15 protein-coding genes are annotated in these 20,555 nt (G+C 41.9%); 8 read left to right on the top strand and 7 right to left on the bottom strand.

The window, feature by feature from the left end; genetic code table 11:
- Positions 1-81: 81 nt before the first annotated feature.
- Positions 82-2,082, top strand: coding sequence for an NAD-dependent DNA ligase LigA (gene ligA / locus DTW91_RS08110; RefSeq protein WP_185144758.1), 2,001 nt, complete (start codon positions 82-84; stop codon positions 2,080-2,082).
- A 15-nt stretch (positions 2,083-2,097) separates the two neighbouring features.
- Here the strand turns inward: ligA and DTW91_RS08105 are convergent, their stop codons facing one another.
- Positions 2,098-2,535 (bottom strand): hypothetical protein, encoded by a 438-nt coding sequence (locus tag DTW91_RS08105; RefSeq protein WP_125202888.1) that lies wholly within the window; start codon positions 2,533-2,535, stop codon positions 2,098-2,100.
- Between the two features lie 249 nt (positions 2,536-2,784).
- Positions 2,785-3,888: an ATP-binding protein gene (locus DTW91_RS08100; protein ID WP_125202887.1), complete on the bottom strand. Its 1,104-nt coding sequence runs from the start codon at positions 3,886-3,888 to the stop codon at positions 2,785-2,787.
- A 335-nt stretch (positions 3,889-4,223) separates the two neighbouring features.
- On the opposite strand from DTW91_RS08100, the gene DTW91_RS08095 reads away from it, so the two are divergent.
- The 3 genes from DTW91_RS08095 to DTW91_RS08085 all read left to right on the top strand — a co-directional run bounded on the left by DTW91_RS08095 (position 4,224) and on the right by DTW91_RS08085 (position 7,168).
- A complete protein-coding gene (locus DTW91_RS08095) occupies positions 4,224-5,498 on the top strand; it encodes a hypothetical protein (protein WP_125202886.1) in 1,275 nt (424 codons plus the stop codon).
- Positions 5,499-5,578: 80 nt separating this feature from the next.
- Positions 5,579-6,112: an LPS export ABC transporter periplasmic protein LptC gene (lptC, locus tag DTW91_RS08090; protein WP_410493727.1), complete on the top strand. Its 534-nt coding sequence runs from the start codon at positions 5,579-5,581 to the stop codon at positions 6,110-6,112.
- On the top strand, positions 6,113-7,168 hold the full coding sequence (locus DTW91_RS08085; protein WP_125202884.1) for an anhydro-N-acetylmuramic acid kinase: 1,056 nt from the start codon (positions 6,113-6,115) through the stop codon (positions 7,166-7,168).
- A 1-nt stretch (position 7,169) separates the two neighbouring features.
- Here the strand turns inward: DTW91_RS08085 and DTW91_RS08080 are convergent, their stop codons facing one another.
- Complete coding sequence (locus DTW91_RS08080; RefSeq protein ID WP_125202883.1) at positions 7,170-7,556, bottom strand: SRPBCC family protein; 387 nt, start codon at positions 7,554-7,556, stop codon at positions 7,170-7,172.
- Between the two features lie 37 nt (positions 7,557-7,593).
- Here DTW91_RS08080 and DTW91_RS08075 point away from each other — a divergent pair, with 37 nt between their 5' ends.
- Positions 7,594-8,208 (top strand): NUDIX hydrolase, encoded by a 615-nt coding sequence (locus tag DTW91_RS08075; protein WP_125202882.1) that lies wholly within the window; start codon positions 7,594-7,596, stop codon positions 8,206-8,208.
- A gap of 21 nt (positions 8,209-8,229) precedes the next feature.
- Here the strand turns inward: DTW91_RS08075 and DTW91_RS08070 are convergent, their stop codons facing one another.
- Complete coding sequence (locus DTW91_RS08070; protein ID WP_125202881.1) at positions 8,230-9,501, bottom strand: UDP-N-acetylmuramoyl-tripeptide--D-alanyl-D-alanine ligase; 1,272 nt, start codon at positions 9,499-9,501, stop codon at positions 8,230-8,232.
- Positions 9,502-9,587: 86 nt separating this feature from the next.
- Entirely contained in the window at positions 9,588-11,195 is a 1,608-nt protein-coding gene (gldJ, locus tag DTW91_RS08065) for a gliding motility lipoprotein GldJ (protein ID WP_125202880.1), read from the bottom strand.
- 160 nt (positions 11,196-11,355) lie between these two features.
- Here gldJ and porU point away from each other — a divergent pair, with 160 nt between their 5' ends.
- The 3 genes from porU to DTW91_RS08050 all read left to right on the top strand — a co-directional run bounded on the left by porU (position 11,356) and on the right by DTW91_RS08050 (position 18,837).
- Positions 11,356-15,294 (top strand): type IX secretion system sortase PorU, encoded by a 3,939-nt coding sequence (gene porU / locus DTW91_RS08060; RefSeq protein WP_125202879.1) that lies wholly within the window; start codon positions 11,356-11,358, stop codon positions 15,292-15,294.
- A 44-nt stretch (positions 15,295-15,338) separates the two neighbouring features.
- Positions 15,339-16,466: a type IX secretion system outer membrane channel protein PorV gene (gene porV / locus DTW91_RS08055; protein WP_125202878.1), complete on the top strand. Its 1,128-nt coding sequence runs from the start codon at positions 15,339-15,341 to the stop codon at positions 16,464-16,466.
- Between the two features lie 115 nt (positions 16,467-16,581).
- Positions 16,582-18,837, top strand: a complete 2,256-nt coding sequence (locus DTW91_RS08050; RefSeq protein WP_125202877.1) for an FUSC family protein — start codon at positions 16,582-16,584, stop codon at positions 18,835-18,837.
- On the opposite strand, the gene DTW91_RS08045 is transcribed toward DTW91_RS08050, so the two are convergent.
- Together DTW91_RS08045 and DTW91_RS08040 are read right to left on the bottom strand one after the other, a co-directional pair.
- Complete coding sequence (locus DTW91_RS08045) at positions 18,813-19,424, bottom strand: 4'-phosphopantetheinyl transferase family protein (protein WP_125202876.1); 612 nt, start codon at positions 19,422-19,424, stop codon at positions 18,813-18,815. The genes DTW91_RS08050 and DTW91_RS08045 overlap by 25 nt on opposite strands.
- Before the next feature lie 102 nt (positions 19,425-19,526).
- Positions 19,527-20,420 carry a helix-turn-helix domain-containing protein gene (locus DTW91_RS08040; RefSeq protein ID WP_125202875.1) on the bottom strand — a complete coding sequence of 298 codons (894 nt, stop codon included), beginning with the start codon at positions 20,418-20,420 and terminating at the stop codon, positions 19,527-19,529.
- Positions 20,421-20,555 lie beyond the last annotated feature (135 nt).

Here is a 20,555-nt window from a genome sequence, read left to right as displayed (position 1 = left end):
TTTATGCTTGCCAAATTACTGTTTTTATTTCCAATGGTTTTGTCGGTTTTGGTTATTTTTGTCTTAAATAATCTTCACATAATGCCCGAAAATATTAAGGAAAGGATAGAACAGTTGCGCCACGAAATCAACCGGCATAATGAAAACTATTATCAGCTGGATGAGCCCAGCATCTCCGATCTGGAATTTGACACCTTACTAAAAGAACTTCAGGATTTGGAAGCCCAATACCCTGAATATCAGGATGATAATTCTCCAACCCACCGTGTGGGCGGCGGCATTACAAAAAATTTTCCCACCGTTCAGCATCAGTTCAGGATGTATTCCTTGGATAATTCCTATGATTTCGACGATCTGGCAGACTGGGAAAAGCGCATCATCAAAACCATCGACGAACCGGTAGAATTTGTGGCCGAGCTTAAATTTGACGGCGCCTCGATTTCGATTTTGTACGAAAACGGAACATTAGTCCAGGCTGTCACCCGCGGCGACGGTTTTCAAGGAGACGAAATCACCTCCAATGTGCGCACGATTTCGGACATTCCGCTCCGTTTGAAAGGCGATTATCCGGAGCGATTTTTTATGCGTGGCGAAATCTATTTGACGAGAAAAAATTTTGATAAAATCAATAAACAGCGTGAGGAAGAAGGTCTCGATCCCTTTATGAATCCCCGAAACACCGCCAGCGGAACTCTGAAAATGCAAGATAGCCGCGAGGTACGGAAACGCCGATTGTCTTCGGTGCTCTATCAGTTTGTGGCGGAGGAGGCGCCCGCGGACACGCATTGGGAACTGCTTCACAAAGCGCGCGATTGGGGTTTCACAATTTCCGAGCAGATAAAACTTTGCAAAAATCTGGACGAAATCAAAGATTTTATAAATTTTTGGGATGAAGAACGACATCAATTGCCGTTTGAGATCGACGGCATCGTACTGAAAGTCAATTCTTTGAAACAACAAAAACAGCTGGGATACACCGCAAAATCGCCGCGCTGGGCGATGGCCTATAAATTTAAAGCCGAAAAAGCCGAAACCGAATTGCAAAGTGTGTCCTACCAAGTCGGACGAACGGGCGCCATCACGCCGGTTGCCAATCTGAAACCGGTTTTGCTGGCCGGAACGATCGTAAAACGGGCTTCTCTCCACAACGAAGATATTATCAAAAAACTTGATTTGCACGAGCACGATTTTGTTTATGTGGAAAAAGGCGGCGAAATCATCCCAAAAATTGTGGGCGTGAATATCGAAAAAAGAAGCCCCGAAAGTAAAAAAATCGAATACATCAAAAACTGCCCGGAATGCGGAACAGCACTCATAAAACTGGAAGATCAAGCCATTCATTTTTGTCCCAACGATCTCCACTGCCCGCCACAAGTGGTCGGAAGAATGATTCATTACGTTTCCAGAAAGGCTTTGAACATCGAGAATCTCGGCAGCGAAACCATCGAACAACTTTATCAGGCGAAGCTGATTGAAAATCCTGCCGATTTCTACACGTTGACCAAAGCGCAACTTTTGCCGCTGGAAAGGATGGCCGAAAAATCTGCTCAGAATATTATCGACGGCATCGAAAAATCAAAGGAAATACCGTTTGAAAAAGTCCTGTTCGGCATCGGCATCAAGCACGTGGGCGAAACGGTTGCCAAAAAACTGGTGAAAAACTTCAGCAGCATTGACGAGTTGAAAAATGCCACCGTAGAAGAACTTTGCCAGGTGGAGGACATTGGGTCTAAAATCGCGGAAAGCATTGTAGAATTCTTTAAAAATCCGGAAAATATTCTGATGCTCGAGCGTTTGAAATCTTATGGTGTGCAACTTGAAAAAAGACAAACGACCAGCGAGATATTGTCGAATACTTTGGAAGGCAAGACCTTTCTTTTCACCGGGAAATTATCTCTTTTCACGAGAGAATCTGCGGAGGAAATGGTGGAAAAACATGGCGGCAAAAACATTTCGGCAGTTTCCAAAAATCTGAATTACCTGATCGTAGGCGAGAAAGCGGGGAGCAAACTGAAAAAAGCACAAGAACTAGGGACAGTCCAAATCTTGGATGAGCAGGAGTTTTTGGACTTATTTTCGTAAAATTTTAGATTGAAATTAAGAGGGCAAATTGCTGTCAGCTTCCTCCACTTTATTGTCCAGTTTTTCTTCCAGATGTTGCAGGTCGATGTCCATAATGGTCGCTTCGATCTTCTCTACTTTTAGACTTTGGCGCAGAAATCCGAACAGGCTCATATACCAGTTGGCTACCCAGACCACGGCAAAAAATGACACAAGATAGCCGCGCCAGCCGGCGTAGAGCAATTGGTACTGCCCAATGATGATAAACAGCAGACTGACATAGTGGCTGAAGCAATACTCGCAGGTGAAAAGGTAAAAAAACTTTCTTTTCCAAATGGATGTTGCAGTACGGGAAATTTTTTGGCAATATTCTCTTGGTTCGCGAAAAATCTCCTCGTGCGTGACGGTCCAAGCGATGCAGGAAACAGGGATTGCGATGACGAAGAGATAAATAATTTGAGAGGTGAGATCCATCGGAATTGTTTTTAAAATAGATTAGACAAAAAACCTTGATAGCCAATATAATTGCAAAATAATCCTTATCATTTAAAATCTTCGAGAAACCCAAGAAAGGCAGCGTAGGAAAAGCTTATCGTGAGCTAACGAAGAACTTTTAAACAGATTTGATATAATCAGGAAGCATTAAAAATTGATGCCAAAAATAATTCGGTACCGTTTGCAAAGACAGTCCAGACGAGCCAAATGTGCAATACTTTTCTTTTATCAGTTCGGAGACTTGTGAATGTAGCGCGTCAGTTTGATTCCCATATCCGTGAGCACGATTTTGGAATTCGCATTTCTGGAAATGTGATAGGCGGCCTCTGAAATCTCTTCTGTAATCGCAACAATATTGGCACCGTGAATGAATTTTGAAAACGATTGCCAATTGAAATTGCCTTGGGAGAGTTTTTTGTAAACCAAATGATCATTGCCGTAATTCTGAAGCATTGCCAGCCGGAAGATTTCGATGCAATAACCGAGGAATTTCATTTGTTTTTCGCGGTTCCACTCTGCGATTTGGCGCGCCCATTTTACAATTTCGCGCAGGACTTCGGGTTTTTTTTTGGCCTGAAACGCATTGCGTACCCATTGAATAAATAAAGTCTCAAACTCCGATGCAGCGGTATTTTCGGCCAAAGATTTTGCCAGATTGAAATCGCCTTGCGCTTGGTAGATCAATTCTCGGGCAGACTCTTGATCTTTAAAGTATTCCAAGAGATCTTCGTCACTGATTCTGGGAACGTCGATGAGCTGACATCTGGACAAAATGGTGGGCAAAATATCATTGGCATTTGGGGCGCAAAGGATGATGTAGGTATTTTTTGGTGGTTCTTCTATGAACTTCAGAATTTTATTGGCTGCCCTATCGTTCATTTTATCGGCACGCCACATAATAAGGATTTTGCTGCCGCCTTCGAAACTCTTGAGTACAAAACGCTCGCTGATGTCATCGGCTTCGTCTGCCGAAATGAACAACTGTTTGTTTTCGGACTCTAAAAAACCTGTCCAATCATCGAAGGATGAGTAGGGATTTTCCAAGATCATTTCCCGCCATTGATCAAAATATCGCTTGCTGAGCGAATTATTTTTCTCGGAAAAAACAGGGAAACTGAAATGCAGATCGAGGTGGTTGAGATTTTCGATTTTGTGAACCGCTGTGGGATGTTCTTTGGTAAGTATTTCTTGTGCCATTGCCAGCGCCAGAGGAAGAACGCCATAACCTTCCTCGCCCAAGAAAAGCTGAGCGTGCGCCACTCTGCCATTTTTAACACTATCCTGTAATATATTTTTAAGCGCTGCTTGGCCGATTATCTGTTCCCATTTCATAACCGCAAAGATAATATTTTAGAAAAGAAGACGGATTTAACAGATTGAAAGATTTCAGCATTTTTTTTTATCATTTAATCAATTTTGAGCCGATGGATTTGAAAAAATTGGATAGCAAAGCATCTAAAAATAGGCACCACCAACAGAAAAAAAAGCGCCATCGATCGAAATTACTTAACAAACTTTAACCGAAATATATTTTTGCAATTCATTATTAATTAAGATATTTGCGGATTGAAATTTTAAAGGATGATATCGCCAAAATTCAAGTTAAAACACGGAGCTGGATATTGAGCGGTGCCTTATGCCCTTAAAAAAACGATCAATATCTACATATGAAAAGAATTTTTGTTTTATCATCATTGGTTGCAGGATTTTTCCTAAATGCGCAAAGTATCGGAAACTCACCTTACGGCGCCTATGGAATCGGAGAAGGGAAATATGATAATACAGCGGACATCAATGCGATGGGGGGGATTTCTACGGCGTACATTTGGGATTTCAACAACACTTTTAATTTTAGGAATCCCGCTGCCAATACCAATTTAGAACTTACATCGGTCAAAATAGAAGCCGCCAATGAGAACAATTACTATAAATCAGATTTCAACAATCTGAAATCTACCAAGCATTCCACTTATCTTTCAAATATTAGCATTGCCTTCCCCCTCTCGAGAACGGTAAAGTTTGGTCTGGGATTCCAGCCGTACAGCTCCAAAAGTTATGATGTGGTAACCAACAAGGTAGTGAATGACGAGGTGACGGAGTACCACAGTTTTCATGGCGAAGGCTCGGTCAGCATTATTCAGGCGGCTCTTTCTTATCAGATAAACAAAGAATTTGCAGTGGGTCTCCGATCCAATTTCTACTTCGGAAAGCTGTATGACATCGAGGAAGTAGCTTTTACAGGAGCCGAACTCGTCAGCGGCTACTCGAACAGCTATCGGGTGAAAGCATTCAACTTTACGCTGGGTACCACGTACCAGAAAAAAATGCCCAATGACCATAAACTGACGGTGGGTGCAACTTACACCTTAGGCAACACCGGCAATATGAAAAATATGTACACCAATAGTACGTATTTCTACCTTATCGGAGAGACCAAAGCTTACGAGAACATTGTGGAACAACAGTCCAACTACGACAAAAAATTTCTTCCACAAGAAGGATCGCTCGGCCTGGGCTACGGAAAAGATACCAAATGGTTTCTTGGCACGCAGTTCGATTACAAGAAAGGAGAAAATTTTAATTTCTTGGGCAATACTTTAGCTTATCAGGATTCCTACAGATATTCCCTCGGTGGTTGGTATCTACCCAACTTCAATAACTTCCGGTCTTATTTTTCAAGAGTTATCTACCGATATGGCGCCTATTACGAAAAGGGAAATCTGCAAATCAACGGAACCAACATCAACAAATATGCAATCACGGCGGGCGTGACGCTTCCTTTTCAAAAAAGCACCATCAATCGCATGAGCGGCATCGATCTGGGAGTGGAACTGGGCAACAGAGGAACCTTAAAAAACAATATGATCCGCCAGAATTTTGTCAATCTTAGAATAGGTATTAATTTTGCTGATAAATGGTTTTCAAAACGACTTTACAATTAACGAACGGCTTCAGATAATCTATGAAAGATTATTGCTTACAAATATTTAAGTTCAAAACATCACAACTTTTCCTGTTGCTGATGTTTTTTCTTATGCAGTCCTGCGAAGAAGATCTCACGAAAATCAACCGCAACAAGAAGACCAATTTCGCTTCTACCATCATTCACAATGGCACCATCATTCAGAGAGATTCCGGCATGGTAAAAGTACGCTTCAAAGCGCCATTGATAGAGCAATACGAGCTGATAGACTCGCCTTACATCGAAGCAAGAAAAGGAATATATCTGGAATTCTTCGATAAGAAGAATCCTAAAGTTCCGGGCAAAATCTGGGCAAAATATGCAAAAAATGACCTTAAAAAAGATTTCTACTTTGCAAAAGGCCGCGTGAAAATCATTACGACAGAAGGTCAAACCTTCGTCACAGAAACCATCAATTGGGACAAACGAAAAAAACAAATGTACACCAAAGACACCGTGTACGTTTCCGACAAAGACGGAAATATCCTTGTGGGCGCGCACGGAATGGTGGCAAAAGACGACTTCACCGAATATACCTTCTTCAATAATTCCGGAAGTTTCAACTCTACCAATCTGCCGGTCACCAGCAAGTAAATGAAGACGCAGACTTTTTACGCCATCGGTTTGATGTCAGGCACCAGTCTGGACGGATTGGACATTTGCTATTCCAAATTTATCAAGAATGATTTCGGTTGGACTTTCGAAATCCTAAAATGCGAAACCATCGCCTACTCTTTTTACTGGGAAAATAATCTGAAAAACGCCATCCATATTTCCAGCGAAAAACTTTTGGCGCTGAATGCCGAATACGGCTTTTATCTCGGCGAAAAAACTCAGGAATTCATTTCAAAAAATAGCATCGAAGAACTACATTTGATTGCCTCGCACGGTCACACGGTTTTTCATCAGCCAAAGAAAAAATTTACATTTCAGATTGGCGACGGGCGAGGCATAAAAATCAGAACCAACAAAACCGTCGTTTACGATTTCCGAACTCAGGATGTTTTGTTGGGTGGCAATGGGGCGCCGCTGGTTCCTATTGGCGATGAACTGCTGTTTCCAGAGTTTGATGCCTGCCTTAATTTGGGTGGATTTTCCAACATTTCCTTGAAAAGAAACGGAAAACGAATCGCTTTCGATATTTGTCCCGTGAATATTATCCTTAATGAATTAGCCTTCAAATTAGGAAAAAAACACGACGAAAATGGCGACTTCGCTAGAAGCGGCACGATCGATTATGACCTTCTGACGGAACTGAATCAATTAGAATTCTACCAAGAAAAAGCACCAAAGTCTTTGGGAACTGAATGGATCAATGAGTATATTTTTCCATTAATTAAAGATCAAAAACCGGAAGATCTTCTGGCAACTTTCACGGAACATTCTTCGGTTCAAATTGCTAAAATATTTGATGATTTTCGAATTAAAAATGTCTTGAGCACGGGCGGAGGAACGTACAACAGCTATCTCATCGAAAAAATAAAAGCAAAGACCAAAACCGAAATCAGCATTCCGACAAAAGAAATTATCGAATACAAAGAAGCTTTGATTTTTGCTTTTATGGGTGTTTTGAGATCGTTGAACCTCAACAATGTGCTGTCGTCAGCCACCGGAAGTTTGAGGGATCATTCTTCGGGACTGATTTGTTGATTTAAAGTTGCTCGATTTTATCCGTCAAGGTGTTAATGAAATTCTGCAATGGTTTTTCCACCATCATTTTGATAAACGGATTGAATTGCCCTTCAAATAACAGTTGAACTTCCGTTTGGTTTCCGTTCAAAGGATTCATGGTTCCTTTTAAAGTAAAATCAAGACTGGAGCTTGCAGATCTGAGGACTACTTCTTTATCAGAAACGTTTTCGATTTTCAAAGCGATTTCCGGCATTCCTTTAAGTCCGAATTTGAAACCATCCTCGCTTGTCTCGAATTTCTGCAGACTTTCCGGCATCAGATCTTTGTAATCTTGCGGGGTTTTCAGCATTTCTGCCAGTTCTGATGAAGATTTATTTACTATAATTTTTCGTCCTTCTAAATTCATTTTTTATATTTTTGTAATTATATCAAAAGCCCTGCAAATGTATAAAGTTTTTATCAATGAAAAAAAAATAGTTTTGAGCGAGAAGCCCGAAAACAGCCCGAAAACAATGAATTACGATGGAATGCATAGCTTCGAATTCGCGGTCGATCTTTTGACCAATACGCCATCCCAAGGCATCAATATTTATCATCAAGATCTGGATCAACTCTGGGCAGATTTCAAAGGATTTTTTAGAAATATCGAGGCAGCGGGCGGCCTCGTTTTGAATCCTGAACACCAAATCCTATTCATCCACCGCCTGGGAAAATGGGATCTTCCGAAAGGGAAAATCGAAAAAGGCGAATCCAAGGAGCTGGCCGCGGTGCGGGAAGTGCAGGAAGAATGTGGGCTTTCGGATCTGGAACTCAGGGATTTCATCAACGCTACCTATCATATTTATACAGAAAGAGACGGCTCCAAGGTTCTGAAAACGACGTATTGGTTTGAGATGTTTTATCGCGGAAACGAAACCCCAAAACCGCAAATCGAGGAAGGTATCAGCGAAGTAGGCTGGAAAAACGAAGAAGAAATCCAAACCGAAATATTGCCGTCGACTTTTGAGAATATTAGGCTGATTCTTAATGATTTTAAAAATAAAAATCCTCAATCTTAAAATTTGGGAATTTTCTTAATATTACAAAAAATCGATAATCTTTTCCAGAGCAATTCCTCGGGAAGCTTTCAGCAGGATATTTTCGTTCCGGATGGGGCGTAGTTTCAGCCTTTCGACTAATTCTGATGTATTTTGAAAGGCGTTTTCCGAATGATAGACAGACTGAAAATGCGGCCCGACGGTAATGATTTCATTAAAATTACAGGATTTCGCAAAATCCAGAATAGACTGATGTTCCTTCCGACTTTCTTCGCCCAACTCCAGCATATCGCCGATAATAACGGTTTTGCTGCCTTCGAAAGATTTAAAATTCTCTAAGGAAACCAGCATACTGCTGGGATTGGCATTGTAAGTATCCAAAACCAGCGTTTTATTTCCCCTTTTCTGGATTTGAGATCGCATATTGGTTGGGAAATAGTTTCCGATAGCGCTTTTAATGTCCTCAATTGGCACGTCAAAATACAGACCCAAAGCGACGGCGGCAGAGATGTTGTCGTAATTGTAATTCCCTGTAAGATTGGAAAAAATTTCTGTTTCTTGATATTTTACACCCACAAAATGATCTTTGTAAATGGCCTCAAACTGATAATCAGAATCAGCAGTTCCGAAGCTTATTTTCGATGAATAATCTTTGGTTTTTTCTTTTTGAATGGGATCATTGTCATTGACTAAAATCTGCTGCCCATTCTCCATCAAATAATCATACAGCTCCGACTTCCCTTTGATAACGCCTTCGTAGCCTCCAAAACCTTCGAGGTGCGCTTTACCAAAATTCGTGATGTAACCAATTGTCGGCTTGGCCATTTTGCAAAGCGTTTCGATTTCTTTCTGATGATTGGCACCCATTTCTACAACGGCTATCCGGTGCTGGCTTTTGATGGAAAGCACGGTCAGAGGAACGCCGATATGGTTGTTCAGATTTCCGAGCGTGTGTTGTGTATTGAATTTGGCGGATAAAACGGCACTTATCAGTTCCTTGGTGGTGGTTTTTCCGTTGCTTCCTGTGAGACCAATGATGGGAATATGAAGCTGATTTCTGTGAAAAATCGCCAGTTGTTGCAAAAAAATCAAGGTCGATGGTACGTAGAAAATATTTTTGTCGGCATCTGCAAATTTTTCATCTTCCACGATGACGGCTAAAGCACCTTTGGCCATTGCTTCATCGGCCTTTTCCGCCGCATTGAAATTTTCGCCCGAGAATGCAAAAAGAATGCTTCCCTTTTCAACTTTTCGGCTGTCGATTACTACATTGGAACTCTGCAAAAAAATCGGATAAAATTGCTCAATATTCATAATTCAAAAGTAAACAAATGGTCTTCTTTTTAAACAAAAACAGCAGAAAATTCTGCTGTTTTTATATTTTGCTGCGGCAATAAAATTTATCTTTTTGTTCTTTTTGATTTGTTGTTTTTGGCATCTTGTGCAACGCGGAAGCCAATCCATCCATAACCTTTCATTTGATTTTTGAATCTTCTTTGTCCCGGATCCAGCCAATAAGCTGAGTCCAGCCAAGATCCGCCTTTCACCACTCTGCTGTAATCATTGACTGGTGAAGTTGCTCTTTCTTTGCTTTTTTGCATTACGACGTTGCCATCTTTATCCACGATGAATCTTGGTTTTACAGAGTTATACATATTAAAATCCGAACTGTCGCTTGGGGGCGTTCCGCCGGCATCCAATGAAGACTGATAGTCACCATCTCGGTAGTTTCTGTTATCTTCTACCACTTTTCTTTCAAATTCGCCCGGTAATCCTTTGTAAACCAATCGGCCGTCTGCCAATGTGTCGTATTTGATATCGACATTTCCGACTTTTTTATACGTACCGTCGGGATTTTTAACGGCTTGGACGACCATATTGCCACGGAAATAGTTAAAATCACTAAATTCTTCGTCGATAATTGGTCTGTAGATATCTGCTACCCATTCGGCAACATTGCCATACATCCCGAAAATTCCCAAATCATTAGCAGGATATTGTTTGACGTCTGAGGTGGTTGGCGAACCGTCGTTTTTCCAGCCGGCGACACCGGAGTAATCGCCTCTTCCCATTTTGAAGTTTTCGAGGTACATTCCTTTGTTTCTTCCTTTTTTGCCCTTGATGTTTTCAATGGCCGGGCTTTTTCCAAGGTAATTGTTGTAGTCTCTTTTTTTCTGAAGACCCAGCGCTGCAAACTCCCACTCTACTTCTGTGGGAAGTCTGAATTTTTCTACAACGCCTGAGACGGCGTTTCTGTTAGCAGCAGCAATTTTCTCATTAGTTGTCCGGATCCCGCTTCGCTGCTGTAGCTTTTTCTGATCGATGTAGGCTTCCATTTCCGGATCGTTCGATTTGAACTTATCCATATTGAAGGTGGCGCCGGGTGCTGCTGCTTTGTCTGCGCTGTAGATATCTTTTGCGATGACGCCTTGCCTCATGAGCGCTTTTTCGTTGGCTCTATCCGTAAGCCAGTCGCAGTACTTCGTCGCTTGCAACCAAGAAACCCCAACTACCGGATAGTAGTCGTACTCCGGAGAACGGAAATAAGTCTCGGCATAATCGTTGCGGGAAAGCTTATTGTTCCACACCAATGTATCGGGCAGGGCGCCTGTATAGATATGCTTGAAGCCGGGATCGGAGGGTGGGAATATGAATTTGAGCCAGGTGGTGTACTCTCTGTATTCTGAATTTGTAATCTCGGTATCTCCGATGAAGAAAGAGCTGACTTGCATTCTTCTTGGGGTATTATTCCAATCGTGCATCACATTGTCTTCTACCAATCCCATCGTAAAAGTTCCTCCTTCTACATAGACCATCCCCGGCCATCCCTTTATTTTTTGTTGCTTACCAGAAAAGAACCATCCGTCTTTTTCGTTGGGTTTCCAGCCGGTCTTGCTCACAAAACCTTTCGTACCGCCACCTTTCTTGGAGCCACTACCTCCACCACAACTTACCAAAATCATTGTTGCGCTTAAAGTAATTACCGAAAACAGCCTGAGTTTTTTCATAATAGATATAGAAATTTTCAAAGTACAAAGAAAATAGAAATTCTTTGATTAATCAAATATTGTTTGCCTTTTTTTGATGAAACGCAATTAAATAAATTTTATTATATACCATTTTTTTAAAAAATTCGTTTATTTTGTAATCTTAAATAAAATAATGTTGATGAAATTCAATCTTTCTATTTTAGTTTGCTGTATAATTTCCATATTGGGGCATGCCCAAAAAATCTCTTTAAACTGGGATGGCTATAAGGAAATAGACTACGGAATCGAAAAATTGACCTATCCTTTCTTTAGCAATTATATTTATAGAATAGAAGCCAATTCCATCTACGTTAATCTGAGCGTGAAAACAGCCTCCCAACTGAGGCTGGATCAATTTGTATGGGAACCCTTGGCTGCAAAAGATATTAAAGATTTGAAAATCAATTCCTTATCCTCTAAACCCCGAAGCAGCATCAATTATTTTTACAATGAGATCGAAAAAAGCGAAAGCGCCAACATCAGCGTTGAAACTATAAAAGTTGAGAACAACAAAATATACAAATTAGTTTCTTTCAATATTGCGCCCACCGAGAAAAACGTGGCTTCCCTATTCAGAAACGGTACCAACAAATTGGGTACTACCGAGAACCCGCTGAAATCGGGAACTTTTTACAAAATAAAAGTGGATAAATCCGGGGTTTTCAAAATTACCAAGCAATTTCTACAACAAAACGGCATCAACCCGGCCGGCATCAATCCCAAAAATTTCAGAATATACGGCAATGGTGGCGTGATGCTGCCGGAGCACAATCAGGACAATCGTTTCGCAGCCTTGCAGGAAGACGCCATCCAAGTCATCGGCGAAGAAGACGGCGTATGGGACGATAATGATTACGCACTTTTCTACGCACAAGGACCTAATGGATACAACCTCTACAACACCGATAACGGCAACGGATTTAAGAGAATCGAAACCAGAGACTATTATCCGAATAATGTGGTGAATATCTATGAAGACGTTTCCTATTATTTCATAAACTTCGACACAGGTCCGGGAAAAAGAGTTCAGACCATAGATAATGATTTGCCGGCAGACCTCATCACTCGCTTCGACGATTACCAAGTCGTGAATGAGGAGAAATTCAACCTTGCCCGATTGGGAAGAATCTGGACGGGAGATGTGATTTCGGGATCCAGAGAAATCATCTTCAGCACAAGAAGTCCTATGAAGCCTACTGATGTCATCAAATTTCAGACACAGGTCATCGGGTTCGAAGCTCAATCCGGCAAAATCGCTTTTGATGTAAACGGCACCCAAAACGAAATGTCGGTAGCCAGCAATTCGAATGCCTATGTCACGCTACAATTTGTAGATACACTTACCAATCAAAGCGGCAACACCGTCAAATTCAATTATAATACCAACATAAGCGCCAATCCGAATGCCAAATTTTATTTTGACTATGCCGAAGTGCAATATAAGGAAGATTTAACTTTTAACGATAGCCAAATGAATTTCCGGGATTTCGAGATTATGGAGGGAACGGGAACTGCTTATGGTTTTTCTATTTCCAATGCCGCCGCGCTCGATCAGGTCTGGGATGTATCCGATCTTACCAATGCAAAGAAAGTGACCGATAAAAATGGGCAAAATACGATTTTCAATTTCGGATACGTCGCCGGCAGTCCTTATTTTAATAATGAATTTGTAGCTTTCAAAAATACGGCGGCTTTTGAGCCCGGTTTTGTGGGCAAGATTGATAATCAGGACTTGGCAGCACTGCAAAACATAGATTATTTGATTATTACGCAGCCAACTTACTTTAGCCAAGCACAGCGGCTCGCATCTTATCACCAATCCAAAAGTGGTTTCAATGTGCAAATAGTAGATGTCAATAAAATCTATAACGAATATAGCAGTGGCAGCAAAGATATCACGGCAATCCGCGATTTTGTAACCAAACTAAACACCCCTCTGGGTTCCCTGAAATATGTATTTCTCCTGGGTGATACTTCGTATGATTTTAAAAACAGAATCCCCAACAATACCGATGTCCTGCCAAGCTACCAGAGCGGGTACAGTGCAGACGGTATAGGTTCGTACGTTACCGATGATTACTTCGTGATGACGAGGCCGCAAACAGCACCGAAGCCTACCGATATCGTTCCAGATTTACCCATCGGCAGATTACCTGCGGACAATGTTTCGGAAGCTAAAGTTATGATGGACAAAACATTGGCTTATTACAACGCCCTCCCGGGGCAGTCCTCACCCTTTGGAGAATGGCGGATGAAGTTGGATTTCGTAGCCGATGACGATTCTGATGGCGACGGACCATATCCGGTAGGAAAACCTTTCCACGACCTCGTAGATTATTCCATAAAACAAAATTTTGAAACCAATACAGACAAGCCGGAATATAACATCCGAAAACTCTATCTTGATGCCTTTCCGGCAGTCACCAGTGCAGGCGGGCAGCGATTTCCGCAGGTCAATCAAGCCATTTCCAATGATGTGGGCAATAGTTTATATCTTTTCTATTTCGGCCATGGCGGCATCAATGGCTGGGCTCAAGAACGCGTCTTGAGTCCCACAGAAGTTCAGGGATTTAATAATTTTACATCCGTTTACAGCAGATTTCCGTTGGTTTCTACCATTACTTGCGAATTTACTCTATGGGATGAACCCAATGCCAACTCCGCGGGAGAACAGCTTATGAAACTCTCCACAGGCGGCGCTGCGACGATGATTACTTCCAGCCGAGCTATTTCGGTGGTGTATGGCCGACAGTTCACGCAGTTTTTTACGACAAATCTTTTTAAACTCTATAATGATGACTTTTTAGCACTCGGAGATGCCCATCTGCGCGCGAGACAGCAGTTCAACACGTCTTACGGCGGATCGTCTGACCCATTGCGTGTCAACTTCTTAGGAGATCCCGCCATGAAAATGAGCAGACCACAACGATTACTGAAAATTGACAATATTGAAACGCCCGTACCGGGGAAGATAAGAGCTTTGGACTTTGTCACAATAAAAGGCCACGTAAACAAAGCCGACGGAACTTTGGACAGCGGCTTCAACGGGAGAATTGCCATTAATATTTTTGATAAAAAAATTAAGAAAACAACCTTGAATAATGACAATGCGCCGGATCTCAATCCCAAGCTGGTTTACGACGAAGAACCCAGCGCCATCGTCAAATCTTCGGGAAAGGTGGTGAATGGTAACTACACCGTAGAGTTTTATGTGCCAAAAGACATCAATTATGAAACCGGAAACGGAAGAATCCTAGCTTATGCCGATAATTTCGAAAACGCAAAAGTCAATGCCCACGACGTTTTTACAAACCAAGTGCAATCTGTAGGCGACATCAATCCCGACGGCATCAACGATTCGGAGCCACCCACAATCAATCTTTATATGAACAATACCAATTTTGCCAATGGCGGAATCACAGATCAGAATCCCATGCTGCTGGCCTGCGTGAAAGACAATATGGGAATCAACTCGACGGGTGCGGGAATCGGTCACGACATCACTTTCGTTTTGGATGGCGATATCGTCAATACCACAGCGGTCAACGATTATTTTGCCTCCGGCGACGGGAATGGTTGCGTTTTTGGCGATTTGAAGGATTATCAGAAGGGATCGGTCACCTTCCCTCTAAAAAGTTTATCGCCCGGCGAGCATCAGTTGGTCTTCAAAGTTTGGGACATCAACAATAATTCGGCGTCCTCTACGTTAAACTTTGTAGTCAAAGACGAGTCGGAGAAAAAATTAGTAGTCAACAGACTTCTGAACTGGCCCAATCCCTTTACCAACAAGACTTATGTACAGTTTGAACACAATTGCGATGATCTCCTGGATGTGAATGTCCAAATTTATACCATCACGGGCAAAATAGTAAGAACACTTTCTACAACTGTTTCGGCCGAACCCTTTCTACAGGGCTTCCGCACACCAAGGCAGGCTATAGAATGGGACGGAAAAGATGATTTTGGCGATACCGTTGCAAAAGGTACATATATTTTTAAGATATTTGCACGCAGCCAGAACCAAGAAAAATGTTCCGGCGGAGCAACCGCTGTTGAAAAAATGGTTTTATTAAAATAACAAACACATAATATATCGGTAAATTTTACCTTAAAAGAACAAAAATGAATTTAACAAAAAGATTATTTTTAGGATTAGGAATTGGCGCAAGCATTTTTGCTTTTTCTCAAAACATTCAGCCGGTACTTACCGGTGCCCCATTTCTTCGAATCTCTCCGGATGCAAGAGCCGGCGGTATGGGAGATCAGGGCGTCGTGACCTCTACGGATGTTTTCTCCCAATTCTGGAACGCGGCGAAATATCCATTCGCACGAGTATCTTCCGGATTTGGAGTCAATTATACACCCTATATGAGCAAGCTTACGAATGATGTATTCCTGCTTTACGGATCTTACTACACCTTTTTAGGAGACGACGAGCGTTCTACGATAAGTGCCAGTATCTATTACTTCAATATGGGAGATGTAGATCTGACGGATATTGTCGGCAATGAAGTCATCCAAAACGGTACTGCGAAGCCCAACGAATTTTCGATTGATGTCGCTTACGGACTGAAACTGACCGATACTTATTCAATGGCGGTCACCGGCAGATTCATCCGATCCGACATTGGTGGCGGCTTCAACTCCAACAGTACCTTGCAACCGGCCAATACTTTTGCCGTGGATGTTTCCGGATATTTCGTTTCTCCGAGGCACGAGAGCATCAGTGGCTACGAAGGCCGCGTGAAAGCAGGTTGGGCTGTTCAGAATTTAGGCCCAAGGTTGGATTATACAGGCGACGAAGAATCCCGATCTTACCTTCCGACGATGGCAAGATTAGGCTTGGGCTATGATTTATTAATTGATGACCAAAACCGTTTCAGCGTAAGTGGCGAAGCTTCCAAAATTCTCGTTCCGGGTCCGGATGAAAATGGGAATGTTCCGAATGTAGGCGTAATCGAAGGAATTGGAAAATCCTTCAACAACAAGAAAAGTATTATGTTCAGCGGCGCTGCAGAATATTCTTATGATGAGACTTTTGCTCTGCGAGCGGGCTATTTCACAGAAGCGCCGGAGCAAGGCGCCAGACAGTATGCCACGGTTGGCGTTGGGTTCAAGTATGCTTCTTTCGGCTTAGATCTTTCTTATCTGATCAATACTTCCAACATCAATACTGCTCTGGATAATACTTTGAGATTTGGATTGACCTGGAACATCGGTAGCGAAACTTACAATGCGCAGGATTATTAAGCCAACGCCTTAGATGCCGTTTCAAGAATTGCCGGAGTTTTTTGCTTTGGCATTTTTTTTACAATGTAATGTCTTATTTGGTGCTTTCGGAGTCCACAGCGTGTAAATTTGCAATATGAACTATCGTTCCGAACTCAAAAAATTCTTTACCAGCCATTACATCTATTCCGGAGCGCGGATTGCTCTGGCAATAGTGGTTCCAAGCGTTATCTTGGCACACTTCGGATTGCTCAAAGCCTATTTTTTGTTTCCGCTGGGAACCAGTTTTATGGGGCTGACGGATCAGCCGGGACCATTTATTAGAAGGCGAAATACGCTTTTATTATCTCTATTTACTTTTTTTTTCATTGCGCTCTTTGCAAGTCTGGTCAGGGAATTCCCCGTTGCCGTTTACTTGGAAATCATTGTATTTGGATTCTTTTTTTCAATGATCGGTGTGTACGGCTCCCGGCTGGCCACCTACGGATCTATTGCCCTGGTTGTTCTCAGTATTTTTATCGACGGGCATCTTGCCGGCGAGCACATTCTCAAAAGTTCCTTCATATTTTTCTTGGGATGCCTGTGGTTTTTCGTCATATTTATGATTGTTTCTACGCTGCAGCCTTACAAACTGGCAAGCCAAATGGTGGGCGAGCATTACCTGGAGTTGGCCGATTATTTGAGAATCAAAGCCCAATATTATACAAAGGATCCGGATTTCGACGCGCTGCTGGATCAATTGATTTCCCTGCAGATCAAGATCAAAAATCATCAGGAAGACACGCGGGAAATGATTTTCAAAACCAGAACCATCGTGAACGAATCCACCACACAAAGCCGTATTCTGATGCTGGTTTTTCTCAATTCTTTCGATCTTTTCGACAAGCTTCTGACATCCGAAAATGATTACAAAAGGATAAATCGGTTTTTCGGAGATACCGATTTGCTTCGCAGCATCCACGATTATCTGTTGCAATTGGCCGACGAAATAAGCAATATCGGAATAGCTCTTCAGAGCGGTTCGGCTTTCCACCCCGGCATCAACTTCGACCAGGAGCTGAAGAAGATCTATGACGAATTCTTCGACCATCGGTCGAAACGGTTCTCATCCGAAACCTTGGAAGATTTTATGATGATGCGGCAGGTCTTGATGCGAGTTACGGAGATGACGGATGAGATCAAAACCATCGTGACGGTTTTGTCGCAAGACATAAAACTCGCCAAGAGCTTATCCTCGGGTCTGGACTATTCTAAGTTTCTGCCGAAAGAAGAAGAGATCAATCTGAAGGTTTTGTTTTCCAATTTTTCTCTCAAATCGGCACATTTTCGTCATGCCATCCGGGTCACGACGGCATTATTGCTGGGCTATATCGTATCGACGTTCGAAGTTCTTGGAATTGGGCATTCCTATTGGATTCTCATTACCATTGTCGCTATATTCAAACCGGCCTATGCCACGACCAAAGACAGAAATTTATTAAGATTATTCGGAACGGTAACCGGCGGTTTCATTGCTTATTTGATTTTGTATTTCGTATCAGATTCGCGAGCACTTCTCATTATTATTTTATTGAGTATGATTCTCTGTTTCAGCCTATTAAAGACAAAATACTTCTGGGCCGTGCTATTTATGACCATCTATATTTTCCTTTCTTTCAATTTTTTGAATCCAGGGAATGTGAATGTCATTTTCAAAGACCGAATCATCGATACTTTGATTGCGGGCGCCGTCACATTCCTCGTAGCCTATTTTATCTTGCCCGTTTGGGAACACACGCAGAATTTGGACTTGATGAGAAAATCCTCCAAGAGTAATCTGGCGTATTTCCGAGTAATAATGGATCACTTTAGCAAAAAGCATCTTACAGATCAGGATTTCAGGCTCTACAGAAAGAATGCAATCATCGATCTTGCCAATCTTTCCGACAACTTTCAGCGGATGATCTCGGATCCCAAAAATCAGCAAAGAAAACTGGAAACCGTGCATCAGTTTGTGACCACCACACATCTGATCACCGCCTATACGACCTCCTTGGCACAATATGCAAAATCCGGACACGACTTTCCCGAAATCGACTTTCAGAGCTGGAAGATCAAGATCTCTGCAGAATTGCTGAGAACCTCGGCTCTACTTTTTCAAAAAGATCTGAACGAACAACACCAATTCGACAGCAAAATAAATCCCGAAGATCAGGTTTTGGACTTGTTGGAAAAAAGAAAAGCCGAACTGGAAAATCAGGCTGTTTCTGAAGACAGAATATTCAGCGTGAGCCATTTGACGGAGATCAAAAACATCAGAGAACTTTTGGAATTGATCTACGACGTGGCCAAAGATCAGCGAAAAATCATTGAGGAGTACCTCACCTATCAATCTACGACAGCAAAGCAATAATTATCAAAGAAGAAGATTTTCGCTGTATAAAAATCTTCATTGTCATCATCGTAAACCCTACATTTCACCGATAATTGCTCTTGAAGCTGAAAAGGTAGCACGTCGTAATGTTTTTTGAGCGACCAATGTTTGCTGTGATGGATTTTGTAAAGCGACTCCTTCACGCACCAGATCGCCGTCAGGAAATCCACCTCTTGTGCATCATCAATGAAGCCGTTCTCGTGAAGAACAAACTTGTGGCGGATATTTTTGATTTTGTCTTTCCGTTTTTCAATATCGATTCCGATCTTATTTTTAGAAATGGCCAAGCCTGCCATAGGAAAAGAGTGGCTCACGGAAATCTCATAATCGTTGGGAAAAAGATAAGGTTCGCCGCCTTCTTTGTACAAAATTTTATGATCCGGAAGCACCGATTTCAGCATTTTTCTCACCATCAGAACCTCAGCAATCTTGTGTGGATGATAATCCAAAATCTTATGCTGGTTCTCGGTTTCCAACAAAACATCGGGATTCAGCACTTCATTCTCGTCAAATTGCCATATCAAAATGGTGGCAACATCGTCGGAAAAGTCTTTGTAGAGCGGCATTGTAATTTTTTGATTTGTTTGAGGTAAGACAAAGATAATGGTTTTACAAAGTACAAAAATTATCAAACCGGGCTTTAAAAATATTAAATTTAATGATGCCAATCAATTCAAATGCCGATATTCATTGGGTGTCACGCCTACACGTTGCTTGAAGAGGCGCGTGAGGTGTTGTGGATATTTGAATCCGAGGTCGTAAGCAATTTGGCTGATTGATCTGTCGGCATCAAAAACCCTTTGCTTTGCCACTTCAATAATTTTGTTTTGGATATGATCCTGTGCCGTTTTGCCGGTTTCTTTTTTGATGAGATCTCCGAAGTAATTTGGCGACAGATGGAGCTCATCTGCGCAATAAGCCACCGAAGGTAATCCCAAGCTAATGGGCTTCTCGGAAGTGAAGTAATGGTTCAGCACCTCTTCAAATCTTTCCAAAATTCCGTGATTGATATGTTCTCTGGTGATAAATTGACGGTCGTAAAATCGCTCGCAATAGTTCAGGAAAAGCTCGATATTGGACGCGATCAACTTCTTACTGTGCTTATCAACGGCCTGTTCCAGCTCTGACTGTATTTTCGCAAAGCAGTCCAAAATCAGTTTTTTCTCTTTTTCGGACAAATGGAGTGCCTCATTGGTTTTGTAGGAGAAAAATCCGAATTCCTGCATTCTTTTTCCCAAGGAGGTATTGAGTAAAAAATCGGGATGAAAAACCAAAGCAAAGCCTGCCGGCTGATAGACATCATTGCCCACTACTTCTACCACCTGCCCCGGCGCGTAAAATACCAAAGTGCCTTCCTGATAATCATAGTTGTTATTACCATAGCGCAAATCGCCGCATTTTACACTTTTCAGGATAACGCAGAAAATATCGAACATCATTTTGCGTGCCGATCTGGGATCTGCTTTTGAAAGATCTACAATGCTTACAAGCGGATGCAGTGTTGGATTTTTATTAAAGTCGTTGTAGTCTTTTACAGTTTTGAAATTGATGGCAGCGTCCATTGTGAGTAATTTTTTATGTAAATCTAAAAATAAAAATCACTTCTTTGGAATCGTCCAAGGCGCATCCGTAATATTGGTAGTTAATTCCGTAATTCATCTACAAAAATATAAGTCAGAAGGTCGGAAATTTGCTTA

This window comes from Chryseobacterium sp. SC28, assembly GCF_003932955.1.
Classification (GTDB): Bacteria; Bacteroidota; Bacteroidia; order Flavobacteriales; family Weeksellaceae; genus Epilithonimonas.
The sequence above is the reverse complement of the archived record's forward strand: the minus strand, read 5'-3'. Positions and strand labels throughout refer to the sequence as shown.